The organism is Monashia sp. NPDC004114, assembly GCF_053603855.1.
Genome location: NZ_JBSGGK010000001.1, coordinates 301,284 through 321,083 on the forward strand (window position 1 = coordinate 301,284; position 19,800 = coordinate 321,083).

Here is a 19,800-nt window from a genome sequence, read left to right on the forward strand (position 1 = left end):
GACACAAATGAGCGCAGACTTCGCGCGCCGGATCCCCACTAAGGAGCAGATCATGACCGAACACGTCCTTCAGCCCGAAGCCCAGGTGTTCGCCGACGCCGCCGCCAAGCCCCCATTCATATCCGAGCTCGGTGTGGCCGATGCCCGCAAGGTTCTCGATGACGTGCAGGCCGCACCGGTCGACCTGCTCGACATCGACGAGGAGTGGGTGACGGTTCAGGCAGAGCTGGGTGAGGTGCAGGTCCGGATCGTTCGACCGGCGGGTGTGTCCGGGCCTCTGCCCGTGGTGCTCTTCACGCACGGAGGCGGGTGGGTCCTCGGCAGTGCGGGCACCCACGACCGGCTCGTGCGCGAGCTGGCCGTCGGGGCGGATGCTGCCGTGGCCTTCGTCGAGTACACCCGATCGCCGGAGGCTCGGCATCCCGTCGCGATCGAACAGGCCTACGCGACAGCTCGCTGGGTGATCGAGTCCGGAGCCGAGCACGATCTCGACGCCACGCGGATGGCCATCGCCGGGGACTCCGTCGGGGGGAACATGGCCGCCGTTCTCGCGATCCTCGCAAAGAGGCGAGGCGACGTGCGGTTCATCCATCAGTCGCTGTACTACCCGGTCACGGACGCGGGGATGGCTACTACCAGCTACCGCGAGTTCGCCGAGGGCTTTCACCTGCGGGCTGACGCGATGGCATGGTTCTGGGACTGCTACCTTCCCGATCCCGACGCACGGACGGACGTCACCGCCTCACCGCTGCGTGCCCCGCTCGAGGAGTTGGCTGGTCTCCCGGAGGCTTTCGTGATCGTCGACGAGAATGACGTCCTGCGCGATGAGGGCGAGGCCTACGGGCGTCGGCTCATCGAGGCCGGCGTCCGCACAACACTGCTGCGCTACGACGCCACGATCCACGACTTCATGATGCTCAACCCGCTCCGGCCCTCGGCCGCGACGAGCGCCGCTGTCGCGCAGGCGGCGGCTGCGCTGCGGGACGCCTTCGCCCGCTATCAGCCGTGACTGGCCGAAATCAGGGCGGACAGCGCATTGGGCGTTCACTCCAGGCCGCGGTCGGCCAACGCGCCACGGAGCTCCCACCGTGAACCGATGTCCAGCTTGTCGAACACCTTCCGCAGATGCCACTCGATCGTGTGCCGGCTGAGATAGAGCTCGCTCCCGATCTGCGCGTTGGTGTGCCCGTCGGCGGCCAGACGTGCGATGTGGATCTCCTGGACCGTGAGCTCATCCGTCCGGCGCTCGGCCCGCTTCTCTGGCCCGGCGCCGGCCGCGAGAAGCTCGAGCCTGCTGCGCTCCGCGAACGCTTCGGCGCCCATGTCCGAGAACATCGCGTGGGCGACGCGCAACTGCGCACGGGCATCGCCGCGGCGACCCTGGCGTCGGAGCCACTCGCCGTAAAGCAGGTGGCCGCGAGCGAGCTCAGGGCGGAGGTTTGTCGCTTCGAGATGCTGGATCGCCTCACGATAAAGGGCCTCCGCCTGCACACCCTCGGCGATCAAGGCCCTCGAACGAGCGGCGATGCCGAGCGCCCAGCCGGTGTCTGATACGTCCGTGCTGGCGATGACTCTCTGCACTGCCAACTCGGCGAGGCCGGGCTGACTAGTTCGAACCGCCGCTTCGGCGAGCTCGACCATGGACCAGACCGAGACGAAGAGATCGGGCCACATCTCCCATGCCTTCTGGGCGGCGTCGACCGCCTGGTCGTACAGGCTGAGGCTGTTGCAGAGGATCGCCATCGCCCAGTGCCCGATGTGGACCGAGGCCCCCCGTCGAGCCGCGACCGCATCCGCGCCTTGGGACTTGATGGAGATCATGGACTCGCTGTTGCCGCGGAAGGCAGCGAGCAGCATCCGTCCAGCCTGGGAGACCTGTGTCCCAGTCGCATCGCTGATCATCTGGGCCTCGGTCGTGGCGCGATCGGCACCCGCCAGGTCGCCGGACCATGACAGCACCAGGCCCATCCCGGTCAAAGCGATCGCCAGCGCGCCCAATGCGCCTGCGTCTCGCGCGGCCTGTGTTCGCGTCGTCACTATCGCGACCCAACCCTCGAAGTCCCATATCTCCATGGATGCGATCGCCGCGATGACCGTCCATCTCATCTCGCTGTCCGCACCCTGCGGTTCGTTCAGCAGCGCCTGCACCGCGCGGCGCAGGGTGGGTGCCGCCGCTGCGCGGCCGTGAATCATGAGGCCTGAGATCCCGGTGAGGAACAGTTCGACGCCGTCAGGCTCCGCGCTTCGGGGAGAAGACGTGGTCGCGGCCTGTGCGACATCGAGCATCGTTGTCTCCGCGAATCCGTCGGCGAAGAACGCCCCGCTCCACGCATCGAGATATGCCTCCCGCGCGAGCCGGGGGTCGAAGCGATCCAACTGACGTGCCGCGCCGAGGAGCATGGTGGCAGCCAGGCCGGCTTCGCCCGACGCGAGCAGCACCAGGCCGCGCACATGATCGGCATGCACCTGGAGATGTTGATCGTTGAAGCTCTCCGCCGGCGCGAGTATTTCGAGAGCGATGTCGAACTCGCCGGCCTGCAGACTGGCGCGTGCCGCGGATATTGCGCGCGTCGCTCTTCTCGCCGGGTCCTCGGTCAGGGCGGTCGATCGGCGAAGGAATGCGGCGGCAGCGGCCATGCCACCGCGGGCCTGTGCGCGGTCGGCTGATGCCTCCAGCTCGTTCGCGACCTGTTCGTCGGGGCCGACCGTGCCGGCCGCAAGATGCCAGGCGTGCCGATCGGCGTCCTCGGTGCGATCCAAGGAGTCTGCAAGGGCGAGATGGGCGCGCCGGCGGTCATCGGCCGATGCGGATCGATAGGCGGCGGATCGCACGAGCGGATGCCTGAACCGGACATGCTCGTCGAGCGTGAACAGCCCTTCGGCGTCAATGACTGAGGCGGCCTCCGGATCCAGCGACAGTCGGCGCGCGGCTCGCCAGACAAGGAGGACATCGTCGCCTGGTTCCGCGGCCGCGACGAGGGCGAGCATCTGCGCATTCGAGGGAAGCCTGCGGAGTCGCTCGACGAAGGCATCCTCGATCGACTCTGCGAGCTCCCCGGCGGCCGGCGGCCCGACCCCGCCGGGGAGCTGGGACGGACTCAGTCGGCGGGGAAGTTCGAGAAGCGCCAGTGGGTTGCCGTGTGCCTCGGCAAGGAGCCGGTCCCGCGCGCCCCGGTCCAGCCTGCGAAGGATGACCGATCCCAGCAGCTCACGTGCGTCGGCGTCATCCAGTCCTTCGAGGTACATGACGGGAAGGCCTCGCAGGTTGCCGTCAGACGCCGGAGTCCGCATACCGAAAACCACCGCGACGGACTCGCCGAGGAGCCTGCGCGCCATGAATCCGAAGGCCTCCTGCGACGCCCGGTCGAGCCATTGTGCGTCATCGATGACGCACAGGAGGGGCCTGGTCGCGCCCGCTTCGGACAGGAGGCTCAGACCACCAAGTGCGACCAGGAATCGGGATGGCGTCTCTCCCTTGGTGAGCCCGAGCGCCACTTCGAGTGCAGCACGCTGTGGTGGCGGGAGCGCAGGAAGGCCGTCGAGAAGCGGGGCGCAGAGCTGCTGGAGCGCCGCAAATGGCAACTCCATCTCTGACTGGACTCCGGTGGCCACGACGACTTGGAAGTCCGCTGCCTGTTCAATGCAGTACCGAAGTAGCCGACTCTTGCCGACGCCGGCTTCGCCGCGCACGACGAGTACCGACCCGAGGCCGCCGCGCACCGTATTCAACACTCCGTCGAGCACGCTGCGCTCCGCAATCCTCCCCAGGAATGCGGGCTCATGAGGTGGCTGTATCGGCAAGATGCCATCCCGGATTCTTCGTCGGCACGGTTCGGCGGCGCGCCCGGCGAGAACCAGTTTCGCGGAAGGCATGTCTCGGGTCCATACCGCGCCGGGTCGGGTGGCCGACACCGCGGACGGGCGCGCTGTCTGCCGCGCATCGGTGGAAACCCCGGGGTCGACTACGGACTTCAAGGGCGCGCTCGCAGCTCGTGCCTGTGAGGCTCGGCGCGTTCCGATCATCACCACTCCGGGAGGTCGACATGCCTGGACTCAGCGTCTCTGCCGACAGGGTGAGCTGCGCAACCGATCCGCCCCCGATCATGGCGGCCGGCCTTGAAGACGCATCGAGGATCTTCCTCGCCGAGCGCAGCCGTCTGCTCAGTGTGGCCTACCGAACCGTCCATGACCTCTCGACCGCAGAGGACGTCGTGCAGGATGCGTGGGTCCGGTGGCAGCGGACCGACCGCGGTGAGATCCGAAACCCGGCGGCGTTCCTGACGACGACCACGACGCGTCTCGCGATCAACGTCATCGAGTCGGCGCACCATCGCCACGAGGTGTCGCTCCCACCCGACTGGTTGCCGCATCGGGGGGACAAACATGCCGGCGACCTCGCACGCACCTTCGAAGTCGAGCAGGCGTTGATGACGTTGATGTCGAGACTGAGCAGGCCCCAGCTCGCGGCCCTGGTTCTGCGCAAGTGCTTTGACTTCGCGTACGGGGAGGTCGCGAAGATCTTGGGTACGACTCCTTCCAACGCCCGTCAACTCGTTCGGCGCGCGCGGATCAATGCGTTACGCGCTCAGGAACATCAGGTGGAGAGTGGCCGGCGCCAGCGGATGGTCGCAGCGTTCGAGGATGCGGCCGAGAAGGGCGACCTCACGTCTCTGATTCAGGTCCTCGTACCGTAGGCAGCGCGGCCGCTCGCCGAGCCGCGCGATCCTCTATCGCGCGCCCTTCTCCGAGTAGGTGGCTGCCCGCTGCGCTGAGCAAGCGTCGTAGTTCGGCTCGGCAGGAGCGGCCATGGAGCGCGACGCCGTCTGTCTCCTGATCCGCACAGCCGCTCTCGTCCTCCCTTACAAGCTCGCCATCGAGACCACGCGGATCCCTCTCGCTGGATGCCGGGGCTAACAGACGCCACCGGCCGAAACGCCTCTACCCAGAGGCCCACCGCGACCTCGTCCACCACGAGGCTGCCGCGCGGTTGACGCCAAAGGTGGCGTGGAGCTTGGCCGGGGAGCCATGAGGGTCGCCTCGGGGCCGGCCCGTGAGGACGCTCCCGGACTCGCCGGCGTCACAAAGTCACTCGCACCGACACCTTCTAGCTGTGACGGCGGCCGTCGCTGCGCCTTCACAAAGGCGGTGTTCTTCGCCGATGACGACAGTCGTCAAAGCCGAGTCTGACATCCGGGTTCACGACCACACGACCGCCGTCGGGGCAGGTCGGCGCAGGGCACGACGAGGTGCATCTTCACGAGCGGCTGTCTCGCGCACTCGGCCAGGCAGTGGTGCGCGCGTGCCTGAGCCCAATCCGATGACCGTGGGCGAAGTCGCGCGAGATCCTGGGTCAGCTGCCGGAGCCTGTCACAAGCAGGCCGGCTGTCCTGTCTTCCTTACGACGGGCGGCGCAGCACGGTGCCGACACGAGGGAGAGGGAAGCGATGAAGATCGTCGTCATCGGTGGCACCGGGCTGATCGGGTCGAAGCTGGTGGCCAAGTTGGGAGAGCACAGACACCAGGCGCTGGCGGCGGCACCGACTACCGGCGTCAACACGCTCACTGGCGAGGGGCTGACCGAGGTCATGGAGGGTGCCGACGTCGTGGTCGACGTTGCCAACTCGCCGTCGTTCGAGGCAACGGCCGTCATGGACTTCTTCAAGACCTCGACGCGCAACGTGCTCGCCGCGGAGTCCGAGGCGGGGGTGAGGCACCACGTCGCGCTTTCCATCGTGGGAACCGAGCGGATGCCGGAGAACTCCTACTTCGCAGCCAAGCTGGCCCAGGAGGAGCTGGTCCGGAGGTCGGGCATCCCCTACTCAGTGGTTCATGCGACGCAGTTCTACGAGTTCGTCCCCGCGATCGCGGACGCGGGCACGGTCGGCTCAAGTGTGCACGTCGCAGCGGTTGCCTGGCGGCCGATTGCCGGTGACGACGTGGCCGCCAACGTTGCTCGCACGGCCGTGGGCAGGCCGCTCAACGGCCGCATCGACGTCGCCGGGCCGCAGGAGTACCGGATGGACGAGTTCTTCCGCACCGCGCTCGCGGCACGTAGCGACCCGCGCGAGGTGGTGACTGACCCGCACGCGCGATACTTCGGCTCGGAGCTGTCCGAGAGGTTCCTGGTCCCGATCGGTGACGCGATCTTCGGCGAGATCCACTACGACGATTGGTTCGCCTCGACCAAGCCGACGGGAGGCGCGATGAACGAGAAGGAGTTCCTGCACACCCTCGAGGTGGACGTCAAGACGCGGCTCGACATCGTCGGTTCGACTCTGACCGAGGCCGAGGCCGAGATCGCCAGCCCGGCGGCGGAGTGGCGGTTCGACCCCACAGAGGTCGTCGAAGAGGATGTCGCGCTGCGCAGTCTTCTCGGTGCGGTCAAGTCCCTCGAGGCGGACTCCTCGGTGACGCGTCCCGACAAGTGACGCAGTGACCGACGACCTCGAGGAGGCGGCCGCTCAGCGATCCGCTCGTTCGCCTCCTCATCCGCAGCCGCCAAGACGATCCGGGCACGCCCCGCCAGACCAGCGGGGCCGCCGTCGACCGCGTCAACCGCACCAGCTCGGCCCTATCGCCGTCGTGCGGAACCAAGGCCGGGCAGGAAGATTCGCCATGCGGATGTACCGCACTGAACTGCCGCGCCCAGATCCTCAGGTTGGCCGTGCAGGCCAGTCTTGATATCCGTTGCTCCACAGGCAACCGTGGCGCGGTGTGCGACGTCGACGGGGCATGAATAATGCTCGGGTGGATGGTCACGGGTGGTGGTCGGACCGCCTTGGTGATCGGTGGTTTGGTAGGACCTGGCGATGCGCAAAGACACCCGCCAGACTGCTGGAGCGGGCATGATTTTCGCATGCAGGGTCCGGGATCCGCGTTTGCACCGTCGGCCGCGGTCGACATGGGCGGCCAGGTTCCGGTCCAGTACTTCCAGTCCGTCATCGCCGTCGAACTGGCCGTCGCCGGAGCGCTCTTGTTCCAGGTCCACTACTTCGACCGGGACCGCGACGCGAACCCCAAGTCCGACCCGTGGACGCTCCTGTTCATGGCGATGGTCATCGCCGCGACGCTGTTCGGCTGCCTCGAGGCCATGCGCGAAGGCTGGGGCTCCCTGGCGGCGGTGCTTGTGACAGTCGGGCTCGCAGTGTCGGTGCTCCCGATCCTGCTGAGGGTCCTTCCGCCGATCACCAGGGACCTCGAGACCCAACAGCACGACCCACACAGGTGGGTCACGGTGGTTACCCTCGCGCTCTACGTGGCGGTTGTGACGGTGATAGTGCTCATCCGCTAAACCCCAGGACGCCCGGATGGCCGGCTGGTGTCATCGAGATTGGCGAGCTTGAACACTGCCGCAAGGCCCTCCGGACTGCCGGGCCAGTGTCGCGTCACGACTTCGGTACCGGCATGGCGCACCACCGACCGCAACGCCGCGACGATGATGACGGCATCGTCGGCGTACCCGATGATCGGGATGAAGTCGGGGATTAGGTCGATCGGCACGGCGAGATAGGCAAGGAGCAACCACAGCCGGACCCGGACACCCCGCGGCACTGTGGCGTCCGTGGCGATGCCCTTCAACATCCGAAGCAGGTCCGGCAAGAGCCGCAGCGCTCCCTTGAGCGTCAGCTCGTCGGGCTTGAGCCGCCAGATCATAGCGATCAGCAGGCCCCAGACCAGAAGCAGGCCGATCGCGATCCCGGCCAGCATTTCCCACATATCCACACGACTCACCTCTACAGCGCATGTACACTCAGATTGAAACGATCGTAACAGCGATGGAGGCACGGACTGCAATGGCGGGTCAAGGCTCCGAGCAGCAGTGGCTGCTCGTGACCATCAGCACCGCGGGTGCGCCGGCCGCTACACGGGTCGCGGTGTGGCGACGTCTAAAGTCTCTCGGCGCCGTCTACCTGCAGCAGTCCACCGCCCTGTTGCCGGCCACCCCCGCCACCCGTCGATCGATGTCGTCCCTAGCGGATCGCGTGATCCACGACGGCGGGACCGCGCGCGTGCTCCGGATCGTCATGAGGGACCCACACGGCGAGGCCCAGCTGATCCAGCAGCAGCGCGCCGACCGGGACGGCGAGTACGCCGAGGTGCTCGAGCGGTTCCCGGCCTTTTTCGCCGAACTCGACCAGGAGGCGGCCCGCGGCAGGACCACTTACGAAGAGCTCGAGGAGTCCGAGGCCGATCTGGCCCGGTTCGCCGCCTGGCTCGGCAAGATCGCCGCACGAGACTACTTCGACGCCCAGATGGGTCAACGGGCGCGGCAGGAGCTCTCAAGGGCAGAGTCGGAGCTGGCCCGGTTCGCCGAGCTCGCGCTCGCGTCGCACAACCCAGGTCAGCCACCGAATGGCCTGGACAACCAGACCCGTGAGCAGGCGGACCCGACGACGGACTTCGATTGATCCAATCCTTGGCAGCTGAGGACGCGGCCGAATGAACCAGCCGGAATCCGCCCAGATTGGCTGACACGTAACCGCCAATGGCGGTTCGCCAAGTTCACGTGGACGGGGCCGCGATAATCGGTGGAGGACCCAGCAGTCGCGTCTGCCATTGCTCGACGGCGCATGGCCGAGGCCCCGGAGCGCGCAGCACGCGCATCTGAACGCATCGCCGAACTGCGAGACCTCGTCGGCCGGCTGGAGTCCGGCGAGGAGCTGACTGAGGCCGACCTGCGGCACGCGAAAGCGCCGTGCGTGAGTCGACCGATGCAGCCCGAGCCGCACGCGGGCATGATCGCGACGCACGCCTGCAAAGCGCCGCCACCTACAGCGGGCTCGCCGAGCTCCTGAAGCGGAGGCGTCGAGACGCCCAGGCGACCAGCCGCATCCGGGCCGCCGAAGCAGATGAGCTCGCTGCACGCGACCTCGAAGAATGACACTCTGAGAATCCCGGGGCTCCGGCAAGCCGTCGACGCGACGACGAGGTAGGACGGAGGAGCGCAGCACCAATCGCCGCGCGCCTAACCGGCTGCCGCTTCTGCCGACTTGGTGGAGCATCGCGCCCCGACGACGGCTCGTGGCGGCGTCGAGCCTGAGCGGGCGGGGCGGCATACATTGCACGTCCCGCCCGTGTTCACGGCTCGGTGGGTGTCACGGATCGGTCAGCTGACCGGCCCCAAAGGCGCGCTCGTGCCGCCCTGCCCGACGGTGCCGGTGAGCTCTTCGAACCTCTTGGGCAGGCTCCTGACGACGAACGCGACTGTGATCTCCAGCACGCCGTACAGCATGGCCGAGAAGCCGACCGCGAACACCGCCGCCAGGAGCGTGATGTCGGGCCGGGTCAGTAGGTAGTAGGCCACGAAAACCTCGAGGATGCCGGCGACGAGCACCACGCCCCAGTAGGGCAGCACCTTGCGGCTGGTGATCGACCCGACGATGGCCATCGTCCCGCGGAAGAACAGCAGCCACCCGATCGAGAAGGCCACCACGAGCAGCGCGGGCCCGGGCCAGATGAACACGCCCACGCCGACCGCGGCCTCGACGATCCCCAGAACGATGGACCACATCCGCAGCGACCCGTCTACCGGGATGCTGAAGATGGTGAAGATGCCCCGGACGATCAGGACCGTCCCGACGAAGATGACCAGGTTGTCCACCGTCCATTGGGTGAAGACGATGATCACGCCGGCGACGATGCTGATCACCCCGGTGGCCAGCAACACCCACCACCCCTTGCTCACGGCTTCGATCTGCCCGCGGGTCCACGTGCGCAGCTCGTCCACTGGGCTGGTGACGATCATGGGTACTCCCTCCTTCCTTCCGCCCTCCTTTCCTCAGCTCGACGGTGTCTTCTCAGCGAGCTCGTCGGCCTGCATGCGAGCCAGGGTCGCCTGCAGGACGGCGTAGTCCGCCTCCTCGACGGCTGCGTACGTGTAGTCGATGACGTAGGCGGCGTATGCCGCGGCCTCGTCCGCGTCCCGCTGGGCGGCCATGAGGTCGTGCTTGGCCGACTGCTCCTTGATCCGCTTGCGCATCTTGGTGAGGTTCTCATCCCAGGCGCGCCCAACATCGGTCCACCAGGCCGAGACCTCGGCTTCGGCGGCGACCGCGGAGTTGCGCAGCTCCTCGGCGTTCTTCTTCGACGCGGCTTCGGCCTTCGCGACCTCCTGCTCCAGGTCGGCCCGTGCCTTCTTCCGGGCGGCCGCCGCGTGCTCTTCCAGCTGCTTGGTGCGCTCGGCGAGGCGGCTGAGCTGTTCTGACAATGCCATCTCCGGTTCCTTCCTGTTCATTCGGCGACAGAATCGACGATCCTCGCCCAAAGGTGCCGCCCGCTACCTGTCGATCGACGGGACTTTTCGGCCACGGATTCCCATAGGCCTCCGCCCGACGCGCCTGGACGACGGAGCGCACCGGACCCGGGATACGTCGGCTTGGATTTGTAGGCCATCAGACGGCATCGAGCCATGCTCACGGTCCGCCCTGTTCGCGGCAGCGTCTCCGGGTGGCGCTACTCCTGGCCGGGCCCGCACGCGGCACGTTGCCCGTCAGCGTTGTCGTGATGGACGATGTCGGGCGTGCTCACCCAGGGTGTAACCGCAGCGTTGGCTGACGTTCAGGTGCGCGTGCAGGAGAGCTTCCCGTTCGTGGATGGGACGGTCGTCGAGGCGGCGGTGCGCGTTGCACACGCGAACGTGACCAGTCGCGAGGGCGACCTCGTGCCTGCCTTGGTGGAGTATGAGGCGCGCGGGCGTCTGGAGGCGCTGGTCTCGTAGCGGTTGAGCCGGACGAGACATCCATCAGTCACGGAAGGCGGCGCTCTCCGCGCCCGCACCAGCGCATCCTCGCCAGGGCGCTGGGACCTCGCGACGGTCGAGCGCGCTTGCCCTAGCCACCAAGCAGGGCAAGCCTTATGGGTCATGGACCAACAGCAGGAGGCCAAGGAGATCGACGAGGTGATCGGGCGCCTCGCAGAACGCTTCCCCCACCTTGACCACGACACGATCGAGATCGCGGTACGACAGGCACACGCCGAGATGACGGGCAACATCAGGGACTTCGTCCCGGTTCTGGTCGAGCACACAGCTCGCGATCGGCTCGCCGAGTCTGCTGCCGTGGGCGAGGACGCCGGGGCGACACCGACCGCGGTGCTCGAGACCAACAAGCAATCAGGCACGCCGGCCGAACCACCGCAGGCAGCAGAGAGCGGTCCTCACGGGAGTTCCACGAGCCAGACTTGAGTCGACCAACAGATCTCGACGACCTCCGCGAGGAGCGCGGTGGCACACGCCAGCGCGATCAACCTCCAGCCTTCCTTCGTGGGACACACAGCACAGCAGTAGAGCGTGATCGACCAGGCTGCACGGTCGACACAGTGACCCTCCGGAAAGACTGACGCCAGAAGCAGCCAGGTGCGTCCGCGGCGGCCGGCTGAGCGGTGCCCCCAGCAGCACTCCCGACCGTGTCCTCGACGGCGGCGTACCAGCGGCTCACGTCGGCCCAAGTCCCGATACCACAGATGACGAGCGCGCTGGTCACGGAGGATCCGGAACTGACGCGGAAGTCGCCATGGCGCGCGACATGCTAGCAATCGAGGCCCCACCGCACGGGCTCTGGTCCACGGAGGCCGGTTATCGGGTCGAGGCCCAGGTCTACCAGTCAGTTGACACGTGACCATCGCGACCTGCCCAGGCAACCCTCACTCCGGTGCTGGAGGGGGTGATCACCGCATCGAGCGCCTAAGTGCCACATTGCGGCCTGGGCCGCGGTCGACAACACCGGCCCCGGGGACGCACGAGCGGTCCACCACGCGAGGCTAGGCTGAAGTAATGCTGCAGGATGTCCGCGAGTACATCGACCGGCTTCAGATCGAGGGCTCTCGATCGGCGAGGACCACGACGACGATCCCGTCCTGATCGATCCGGACGGGGCGCGGTGGACACCTGGCGCGAGAACTACCCGTACGCGGAGCGGATGCCGCGTGAGCAGTGCGACGAGCAGAAGTACCTGCTGCAAGTCGACTGCTGAAGTTCCAAACCTGGTGCCCCGACACCGGCAGCAAGCACGTCCTGCTCTTCGAGGGGCGCGACGCGGCCGGCAAGGGCGGCACCATCAAGCGGTTCATGGAGCACCTCAGCCCGCGCTACGCCCGCACCGTGGCGCTCACCAAGCCGAGCGACCGCGAGCAGAACCAGTGGTACTTCGAGCGCTACGTGCCGTACCTGCCGACCTCCGGCGAGATGGTGCTGTTCGACCGCTCCTGATACAACCGGGCCGGCGTCGAACGCGTGATGAGGTTCGCTACGCCATCCGACTACGAGCAGTTCATGGCCCAGGCGCCACTGTTCGAGCGAATGCTGGTCGACAGCGGGATCTCGCTGACCAAGTTCTGGTTCTCGGTAACCAGTCCGAGCAGCGAACGCGCTTCATCATCCGCCAGGTGGACTCGGTCTGGCAGTGGAAGCTCTCCCCCATCGACTTGAAGTCCCTCGACAAGTGGGACGAGTACACCACCGCCAAAGAGGCGATGATCCGGCGCACCGACACCGAGTGGGCGCCCTGGACCACCGTCACGAGCAACGACAAGAAGCGCGCGCGGCTCAACGCGATGCGCGCCTTCCTCTCCCGGTTCGACTACGACGGCAAGGACGCGATGATCGTCGGCGATCCCGATCCGAAGATCGTCCAGCGTGGCATCGATGCGGTAGGCGACTAATCGATCGACGATGTCTTCGAAGGCGCTGAGGCGGGCTTTGTGGAAACGTGCTCCATCGCTCCGGCGGCAAGTCGGCGTCGCAGCAGCGCAGGTCGGGCGCAACCTCCAAGCCGAGGCCAGCCAGCGGCGATCGTCGAGCGTCACTCGCCCTGGGAACGGTGCGACGTGAAACCCGTCCGCGGATTCGCAGCGCGATGAGCCGCCCGCCCGAGGCACACTGTCGTCAGCGCGGGACGTCCCGTGGTTCCAGGATCACCACGGCTGTCTTGGAAGATCGCAGCGCAGCGTAGTTGTCAAGACGCTTATCGGTTTCGCGCCACCTGGCCCACAGCCGTGACCGTTCCTCGCCCTCGGCGGCACGTGCTCGCACCGCCCGCGACTCGCCAACCAGCTCGACGATCGCGTCAGGATGCGCCTGCAGGTTGAGCCACCAGGCCGGCTCGGGATCGGCCCAACCGTTCATGGCCAGAGTCACCACGTTCGGGCCGTCCTCGACATATCCGATGACGACTGAGCGCGGCTGGCCTGAACGCCGCCCGGTTGTCGTCAGGCGTGCGGAGCCCCATCCGCCGTGCTTGGGACGCCACAGCCCGATCCGGTGACCGCTGACGCGGAGCAGTGCGCGGTGCATCGACCAGGCGAGGCGGGACGAACCCGCGCGGCGGAAGCCGCACGGACCGCGTCTGATCCTCGGACACTCTCACCACCCACCTGCCTGCCCGGCGCCGTCGAGTCGGCCGGTCCCAATCCACAACGTACGACCGTTGGGATGAGCGAGCACACCCGCCCGTTAGGTCGGCGGGCTAATTCGCGGATACTTGTGCGGACGTCTCAGACGAACGGCCTATCTGACGTCGTGGTCGGTTTGGGTTTGTCCGCTTCTGGGCCTTGCCGGCGTGTTCATCGGGGCAGTACAGGGCGTCCGGCGCGGTCGACGCTCATCGTCGGCGAACGTCTCTAGCTAACTCAGCCGCAGTTGCGACTTGCGGCAGAAGAGTGCGTTCTAGTGGCGAGGGCCCAGTTCGCACTCGCTAAAGCGTAGGTTCTGCCTCTTGCGGCCCCAACGGCGAGGTATCTTGCGTGTACCAGCAGGACCGGAGCGAGCTCGGAGGTCCCAGATGTCTCGATCACGTGGATTATCTGTTCTTATGGCCGGGGCGTTGCTCACGATCACGGCGTGCGGCTCAGTCCCTGCACCGACGCAGTCGGTGATACCCGCCAGCACGAGTTCGCCACTCGAAGCCAGCACCGATGAGTGGGCACGCGAGGGAACCAGCCTCATCGCCGGGAAACAGGCTGCGAGCAAAGAGAACCCCGACATGCTCAACGCCGGTGATTGGGCGTACCAGTCGAACCCGGTCGACATCACCGGTGACGGCAAATATGTATTGACCTTCACCGTGCAGAAAGACTTCGTCATATCGCCGACAGCGGACCGACCCGTCATTGGTGTAAGTTTCACCTACCCTCGGGACCAGGCGTTCCGGATCCGCCAGGCAGGCCCGCTCGAGTTGACCCAACAGGCCGACGGAACCACCAAACTAACGGTCCCCTTCATGGTCTCAGACGTCAGATCTGAGTACCCCGGCTACTCGGTGTGGATCTCATGACGCGCCGGAGGCTGTATCGCCGGAGACTCGCGGCGCTCACATCAGCGACGCTACTGAGTGCGGCGATGGTCGCCGGCGGTCCGGCATCGCCGGCAAGTGCCTACGTCTGTGCAGGCGTGGTTCGCGAGGGCCAGGTTTGGGGCACATGGACGGGCTATGGCTCCGCGAGTGTCGTGCTCAACACCACGACCTACGGCGTCTTGCAGGGTGACTTCAACGCGAGCAACGCCGTGTACTCAGGCGACCTCTACAACGTGGATAACTCTAGTTATACCGTCTACGGCTCGGATCTTTATGAATACGTCGAGGTGACCAATTACCTGGACCCTTACGGAACTCAAACTCAAGCAGGATGGTTCAACGTGACCTATTGCGCCAAGTGAACCGCGACCGCCTGCAGAAGTTCCGCATCTGGTCGGGACTCCGAAACTAGATCGTCGCATGGCCGGGCGAAAGCGCGAGTATCGAGACGCGAGGTCACCGGCAGAGTCGGGTGTTTATCTCCGGCCGTCGCAAGTGGCCCTGCGTTTGAGGTCTTCTTACGGTTGCTGAGGCCGTGGCCTCTCCTTGGCAGTGCCCGATGGCACGGACACCCTTTCACGGGGAGACTCCCGGAAAGGTTGAGCCCCTTGGCCCAGGACGCCAGCGAGGCTCAGAATGTGCACGCGTGCGTGCCGCAGGCGGCAGCACGGTGAAGTACTCACATCGGCAGAGTCGGACGCTCACTACCGCCGCGCGCCCGGTGCCGGGCAGGCCGGGTAGCGGCTAATGCGCCGGTCGCCCAAATCTTGCGGTCTCTGCCGGTGACCGGTCCTGTTTCCGGCCGTGTCGGGGATTGCGTGTCGGCTAGGGAATGAGAGCCGCGAGCCCTGTTTGGTGATCCGGCCACGCCGCACGTGGGTGTCGGACTCGCGGTGCTTCGGGGTGAGGCCGGCCCACGAGGCCAGGTGCGCCGCGGAGCGGAACCGGCCGACGTCGCCGATCTCGGCAACGAACACCGCCGCCAGCACCGGCCGATCCCGGGGATCGTCTGCACGGACCGGTAGCCCGGGTCGGCGGCCAACCTGCCACGGCCCAGCCGGGCGAACAGGTCGATCTCGACGTCCAACTCGTCGATGAGCCGCTGCATCGACTGGATCCGCGCCAGATACGGGGCCGGCGCATCCAGGTGCTCGAGCAGTCCCAGCCCACGCTCGGCGAACAGGTCGCTCATCGGCACCGGCACGCCGAGCTTGGCCAGCACCGCGTGAACCTCGCACTTGCAAGCCCGAGCGGAGCGCGACCAGCTTGGCCCGGTGCCGGACCAGCTCCCGCAGATCCCGCGTGGCAGGCGGCGCGATCCACGCCTGCGGAAGGCGGCCCATCCGCAACAGGTCGGCCAGGTCGGCCGCGTCCCGCACGTCGTTCTTCACCCGCCGGTACGCGAACCCCTTCACACCGAGGGGGTGCGCCAGATGCACATTGGCGCCGGCTGCCTGCAGGGCGTCGACCGCCCAGTACCAGCCGTACGTCGCCTCCAGCACCACCTCCGGCGCCTCACCCGCGCGAGACTGAACCGAAACGAGCGAGTTGACGTCGTTGCCGACCCGCACCGCCTCCAGCGGATCACCCGCGTCGGTGGTCCGAACGATCACCGATCTCCTACGGTGCAGATCGATCCCGACGAACTGCCGACCGGCATACTCAGACATGAGGGGCCTCCTCGAATCCGATGGGATGTGAGCACCTCCCAGCATCACGCTGGGAGGACACCCACGAGGAGCGGAGGCCCCGCTCCTACATCGCATCAGAGGCCCTTCTGAGCACATGGTGGCAGGTGAAGTGTCCGGTCTCAGGACATCGGAATGGGGTGTCTCACGACATCGGAATAGCGTGTCGCGGGACATCGGAATGACCGGGCTCGGGCAGGGTCGGCGGTGTCGAAGCGTCGTCTTGTCATCACTGCCGTCCTGTCGGGTTCCTCGCAGTCGGAGGTGGCCCGCAAGTACGGGGTGTCGCACGGGTGGATCAGCCGGCTCATGGCCCAGTACCGGGCCCAGGGCCAAGCGGTGTTCCAGCCGGCCTCGCGGGCCCCGAGGTCGCATCCGAACGCGACAAACCCACAGACCGTCGAGCTGATCCTGCGGCTACGCCGGGAGCTGGCCGGCCAAGGTCTGGACGCCGGCGCGGACACTGTGCGCTGGCACCTGAAGCAGCACCATCACCTGAGGGTCTCTCGCGCGACGATCCACCGGATCCTGGTTCGCGCCGCCGCGGTGAGCCCGGCACCGCAGAAACGGCCCAAGTCCTCCTACATCCGGTTCGAGGCCGAGCAGCCGAACGAGACCTGGCAGTCGGACTTCACGCACTACCGGCTGACCCATCCCGACGGGCGACCCGGGGCCGATGTCGAGATCATCACCTGGCTCGATGACCACTCCCGGTACGCGCTGCACCTGAGCGCGCACCGGCGGATCACCGCCCCGATCGTGCACGCCACGTTCGTGGAAACCGCGGCCAAGTACGGCAACCCGGCCTCCACCCACCCGACCACCTGCGGCAAGGTCGAAACGGTTCCAGCAGACGCTGAAGAACTGGCTGCGCGCCCAACCGGCCCAGCCGGCCACCACCGCCGAGCTGCAGGGCCTGCTCGAGGCGTTCCGCCACGAGTACAACCACCACCGGCCGCACCGGTCCCTCAAGCACCGCGCCACCCCGGCCGCCGTGTACACCACCGGACCTAAGGCGACCCCCAGCACGACCGCACCACCGACACCCACGACCGGGTCCGCGAGGACCGCGTCAGCAAGACCGGAAACGTCACCCTGCGCCACAACGGCCGACTGCACCACCTCGGCATCGGGCAACCCACGCCGGAACCTACGTCCGGCTCCTGGTCCAGGACCTCGAGATCACCATCGCCGACCTGGTCACCGGCGAAGTCCTGCGCGAGCTCACCCTCGACCCCACCCGCGACTACCAACCCACCGGACGACCCCGACCACCACGACCACCAAAACAATGAGCCGGACCTACGATCCGTAGGTCCGGCTCATTCCGATGTCCTGAGACATCACATGGTGGCAGGTGAAGGATTCGAACCTTCGTAGCTTTCGCGACGGATTTACAGTCCGCTTCCATTGGCCGCTCGGACAACCTGCCGTGGTGCGTCTGGAAGGATAGCAAGAGATCGGGCGGGCTCCGAATCGGGTCCGACGAGGCTCCGGGCCCGTCCCGCCGCAGCCTCTCATCGAGCCGCGACGCGCCAGCCGCGGCCCGCCGGCTCGAGCCACGCCGACCGTGAGACGCTCCGACAGCCCGACGAGCCGACAGCCCGACGCCCCGACACCCCCGACAGCCCGACGCCCCGACAGCCCGACGCCCCGACAGCCCCGACAGCCCGACAAGCCCTCGCCCGACCCGCACGCCAAGCAGTACCAGCGCACGCCACGCCAACGCCACGCCAACGCCACGAGACCAACACCGACACCGACCACCGACCACCGCACGCAACCTCCCTAAGGAGCCACGACCATGGCCGACGCCTCGTTCGACATCGTCAGCAAGTACGACAAGCAGGAGATCGCGAACGCCGTCAACACGGCGAGCAAGGAGATCGCGACCCGCTACGACTTCAAGAACGTCGGCGCGTCCGTCGAGCTCGCGGGTGAGGTCATCAAGATGAAGGCGAACACCGAGGAGCGCTGCCTCGCCGTCCTCGACGTGGTCAAGACGCACCTCGTCAAGCGGAAGGTCAGCCTCAAGCACCTCGATGTCCCCGAGGCGGGCCCGCGCGTCTCCGGCAAGGAGTACCACCTCGACGCGCCGCTCAAGGAGGGCATCAGCCAGGAGAACGCCAAGAAGATCAACAAGATCATCCGCGACGAGGGCCCGAAGGGCGTCAAGTCCCAGATCCAGGGCGACGAGCTGCGCGTCACGAGCAAGTCGCGCGACGACCTCCAGGCCATCCAGCGCCTGTTGCGCGAGGCCGACCTCGACGTCGCGCTGAACTTCACGAACTACCGCTGACCCGAGGCCTCCGCACCGGTTCGAGGTGTTCCGGTGGAGGTGACAGGTCGCCCCTTTCGACGACCCGATACCTCCATCGGAACAGCTCGAACCGACGCGGTCCCCTACACGACTGCCTGAGCGGCGTCGTCGGCTTCGACGGCGCGGCGGACGGCGGCAGCCACGGCGGGCGCCACGACGGGATCGAAGACCGACGGCACGATGTAGCTGACGTTGAGCTCGTCCGGTGACACGGAGTCGGCGATCGCGGTCGCCGCCGCGATCATGACCTCCTGCGTGATCCGCGACGAACCGGCGTCCAGCATGCCCCGGAAGAAGCCCGGGAACGCGAGCACGTTGTTGATCTGGTTCGGGAAGTCGGACCGTCCGGTGGCCACGACCGCAGCATGCTCCCCCGCCACCACAGGGTCGACCTCCGGGTCCGGGTTGGACAGGGCGAAGACGATCGCGTCGGGCGCCATCACGGCGATGTCCTCGCCGGTCAGCAGGTTCGGCGCCGACACGCCGATGAAGACGTCCCGCCCGTCCATCACATCGTGCACGGAGCCGGTCTCGCCGGCCGCGTTGGTGTGGTCGGCGATCCACTGCCGGTCTGGGTCGCTGTAGGTTTCGCCGCGGTGGATCACACCCTTGCTCCCGCACGCCACGATGTCCGTCGCCCCCTGCGCGAGAAGCAGCTCGATGATCGCGTGGCCCGCGGCACCGACGCCGCTGATGACGATCCGGATCGAGTCCATGGACTTGCCGACGACGCGCAGGGCGTTGGTCAATGCCGCCAGCACGACGATCGCCGTCCCGTGCTGGTCGTCGTGGAAGACGGGGATGTCGAGCTCGGCGCGCAGGCGTCGCTCGATCTCGAAGCACCGCGGTGCGGCGATGTCCTCGAGGTTGATGCCGCCATAGACCACGGCGATCGCCTTGACGATGCTGATGATCTCCTCGGTGTCCTGCGTGTCGAGGCACACGGGCCACGCGTCGACCCCGGCGAACTGCTTGAACAGAGCCGCCTTGCCCTCCATGACCGGCAGCGCGGCCGCCGGGCCGATGTTGCCGAGGCCGAGGACCGCCGACCCATCAGTGACGACGGCGACCGTGTTGCGCTTGATCGTCAGGCGCCGCAGGTCCTCGGGATGCTTCGCGATCGCGAGGCAGATCCGTGCCACGCCGGGCGTGTACGCACGGGACAGGTCGTCGCGGTGCCGCAGCGGGACCTTGGGGTTGACCTCGAGCTTGCCGCCGAGGTGCATGAGGAAGGTCTGGTCGCTGACCTTGCGCACCGTCACCTCGGGCAGCTCTCCCAGGGCCTCCGCGATCCGGTCGGCGTGCTCCGCGTCCGACGCGTTGCAGGTCACGTCGACGACGAGCCGGTTGTGCGTCGACTCTGCGATGTCGAGCGCGGTCACCGACCCGTTCTCCTTCTGGATGGCCGCCACGATGCCCGCCGTGGCGTCGGCGCGGGCGGGGACCTCCACGCGGACCGTGATCGAGTAGCCGGGGCTCGGCAGTGCCATGACTTCACCTCTCT

General features: G+C 67.1%; 17 protein-coding genes, 1 tRNA gene and 2 pseudogenes. 12 read left to right on the plus strand and 8 right to left on the minus strand.

What is annotated here, in order from left to right; genetic code table 11:
- The first annotated feature begins 52 nt into the window (after window positions 1-52).
- Window positions 53-1,009: an alpha/beta hydrolase gene (locus ACWEOW_RS01240; protein WP_452267323.1), complete on the plus strand. Its 957-nt coding sequence runs from the start codon at window positions 53-55 to the stop codon at window positions 1,007-1,009.
- Window positions 1,010-1,044: 35 nt separating this feature from the next.
- Here ACWEOW_RS01240 and ACWEOW_RS01245 read toward each other — a convergent pair whose 3' ends face one another.
- Window positions 1,045-4,023, minus strand: a complete 2,979-nt coding sequence (locus ACWEOW_RS01245; RefSeq protein WP_452267324.1) for an ATP-binding protein — start codon at window positions 4,021-4,023, stop codon at window positions 1,045-1,047.
- Between the two features lie 20 nt (window positions 4,024-4,043).
- On the opposite strand from ACWEOW_RS01245, the gene ACWEOW_RS01250 reads away from it, so the two are divergent.
- From ACWEOW_RS01250 to ACWEOW_RS01260, 3 genes are all read left to right on the plus strand, one after another.
- Window positions 4,044-4,694: a sigma factor gene (locus ACWEOW_RS01250; protein ID WP_452267325.1), complete on the plus strand. Its 651-nt coding sequence runs from the start codon at window positions 4,044-4,046 to the stop codon at window positions 4,692-4,694.
- 750 nt (window positions 4,695-5,444) lie between these two features.
- Window positions 5,445-6,428 (plus strand): SDR family oxidoreductase, encoded by a 984-nt coding sequence (locus tag ACWEOW_RS01255; RefSeq protein ID WP_452267326.1) that lies wholly within the window; start codon window positions 5,445-5,447, stop codon window positions 6,426-6,428.
- 428 nt (window positions 6,429-6,856) lie between these two features.
- Window positions 6,857-7,291, plus strand: coding sequence for a hypothetical protein (locus ACWEOW_RS01260; protein ID WP_452267327.1), 435 nt, complete (start codon window positions 6,857-6,859; stop codon window positions 7,289-7,291).
- Here the strand turns inward: ACWEOW_RS01260 and ACWEOW_RS01265 are convergent.
- Window positions 7,288-7,716, minus strand: coding sequence for a YkvA family protein (locus ACWEOW_RS01265; protein WP_452267603.1), 429 nt, complete (start codon window positions 7,714-7,716; stop codon window positions 7,288-7,290). The genes ACWEOW_RS01260 and ACWEOW_RS01265 overlap by 4 nt on opposite strands.
- 59 nt (window positions 7,717-7,775) lie before the next feature.
- On the opposite strand from ACWEOW_RS01265, the gene ACWEOW_RS01270 reads away from it, so the two are divergent.
- Window positions 7,776-8,408, plus strand: a complete 633-nt coding sequence (locus tag ACWEOW_RS01270) for a Chromate resistance protein ChrB (protein WP_452267328.1) — start codon at window positions 7,776-7,778, stop codon at window positions 8,406-8,408.
- A gap of 698 nt (window positions 8,409-9,106) precedes the next feature.
- Here ACWEOW_RS01270 and ACWEOW_RS01275 read toward each other — a convergent pair.
- Both ACWEOW_RS01275 and ACWEOW_RS01280 read right to left on the minus strand, forming a co-directional pair.
- Complete coding sequence (locus tag ACWEOW_RS01275) at window positions 9,107-9,745, minus strand: HdeD family acid-resistance protein (RefSeq protein WP_452267329.1); 639 nt, start codon at window positions 9,743-9,745, stop codon at window positions 9,107-9,109.
- A 33-nt stretch (window positions 9,746-9,778) separates the two neighbouring features.
- A complete protein-coding gene (locus ACWEOW_RS01280) occupies window positions 9,779-10,213 on the minus strand; it encodes a hypothetical protein (protein WP_452267330.1) in 435 nt (144 codons plus the stop codon).
- Between the two features lie 306 nt (window positions 10,214-10,519).
- Between ACWEOW_RS01280 and ACWEOW_RS01285 the strand changes: the two genes are divergently transcribed.
- The 3 genes and pseudogenes from ACWEOW_RS01285 (at window position 10,520) to ppk2 (ending at window position 12,657) form a co-directional block, all read left to right on the plus strand.
- Window positions 10,520-10,717 (plus strand): hypothetical protein, encoded by a 198-nt coding sequence (locus tag ACWEOW_RS01285; protein ID WP_452267331.1) that lies wholly within the window; start codon window positions 10,520-10,522, stop codon window positions 10,715-10,717.
- A gap of 144 nt (window positions 10,718-10,861) precedes the next feature.
- Window positions 10,862-11,182, plus strand: coding sequence for a three-helix bundle dimerization domain-containing protein (locus ACWEOW_RS01290; protein ID WP_452267332.1), 321 nt, complete (start codon window positions 10,862-10,864; stop codon window positions 11,180-11,182).
- Between the two features lie 588 nt (window positions 11,183-11,770).
- Window positions 11,771-12,657, plus strand: a pseudogene (ppk2, locus tag ACWEOW_RS01295) (polyphosphate kinase 2).
- A 223-nt stretch (window positions 12,658-12,880) separates the two neighbouring features.
- Here the strand turns inward: ppk2 and ACWEOW_RS01300 are convergent.
- The gene (locus tag ACWEOW_RS01300; protein ID WP_452267333.1) at window positions 12,881-13,288 is read right to left on the minus strand and encodes a nitroreductase/quinone reductase family protein; all 408 of its coding nucleotides are present in this window, start codon (window positions 13,286-13,288) and stop codon (window positions 12,881-12,883) included.
- Window positions 13,289-13,817: 529 nt separating this feature from the next.
- Here ACWEOW_RS01300 and ACWEOW_RS01305 point away from each other — a divergent pair.
- Both ACWEOW_RS01305 and ACWEOW_RS01310 read left to right on the plus strand, forming a co-directional pair.
- Window positions 13,818-14,267, plus strand: a complete 450-nt coding sequence (locus ACWEOW_RS01305; protein WP_452267334.1) for a hypothetical protein — start codon at window positions 13,818-13,820, stop codon at window positions 14,265-14,267.
- Window positions 14,255-14,650 (plus strand): hypothetical protein, encoded by a 396-nt coding sequence (locus ACWEOW_RS01310; protein ID WP_452267335.1) that lies wholly within the window; start codon window positions 14,255-14,257, stop codon window positions 14,648-14,650. The genes ACWEOW_RS01305 and ACWEOW_RS01310 overlap by 13 nt, the downstream gene beginning before the upstream one ends.
- A 342-nt stretch (window positions 14,651-14,992) precedes the next feature.
- On the opposite strand, the gene ACWEOW_RS01315 is transcribed toward ACWEOW_RS01310, so the two are convergent.
- Entirely contained in the window at window positions 14,993-15,958 is a 966-nt protein-coding gene (locus tag ACWEOW_RS01315; protein WP_452267336.1) for an IS110 family transposase, read from the minus strand.
- Between the two features lie 225 nt (window positions 15,959-16,183).
- On the opposite strand from ACWEOW_RS01315, the pseudogene ACWEOW_RS01320 reads away from it, so the two are divergent.
- Window positions 16,184-17,271: pseudogene (locus ACWEOW_RS01320) on the plus strand (integrase core domain-containing protein).
- A gap of 53 nt (window positions 17,272-17,324) precedes the next feature.
- Here the strand turns inward: ACWEOW_RS01320 and ACWEOW_RS01325 are convergent.
- Window positions 17,325-17,408 (minus strand) — tRNA-Tyr (locus tag ACWEOW_RS01325).
- A gap of 372 nt (window positions 17,409-17,780) precedes the next feature.
- Here ACWEOW_RS01325 and ACWEOW_RS01330 point away from each other — a divergent pair.
- The gene (locus tag ACWEOW_RS01330; RefSeq protein WP_452267337.1) at window positions 17,781-18,275 is read left to right on the plus strand and encodes a YajQ family cyclic di-GMP-binding protein; all 495 of its coding nucleotides are present in this window, start codon (window positions 17,781-17,783) and stop codon (window positions 18,273-18,275) included.
- A 104-nt stretch (window positions 18,276-18,379) separates the two neighbouring features.
- On the opposite strand, the gene ACWEOW_RS01335 is transcribed toward ACWEOW_RS01330, so the two are convergent.
- Entirely contained in the window at window positions 18,380-19,786 is a 1,407-nt protein-coding gene (locus tag ACWEOW_RS01335; protein ID WP_452267338.1) for a malic enzyme-like NAD(P)-binding protein, read from the minus strand.
- Window positions 19,787-19,800: the final 14 nt, after the last annotated feature.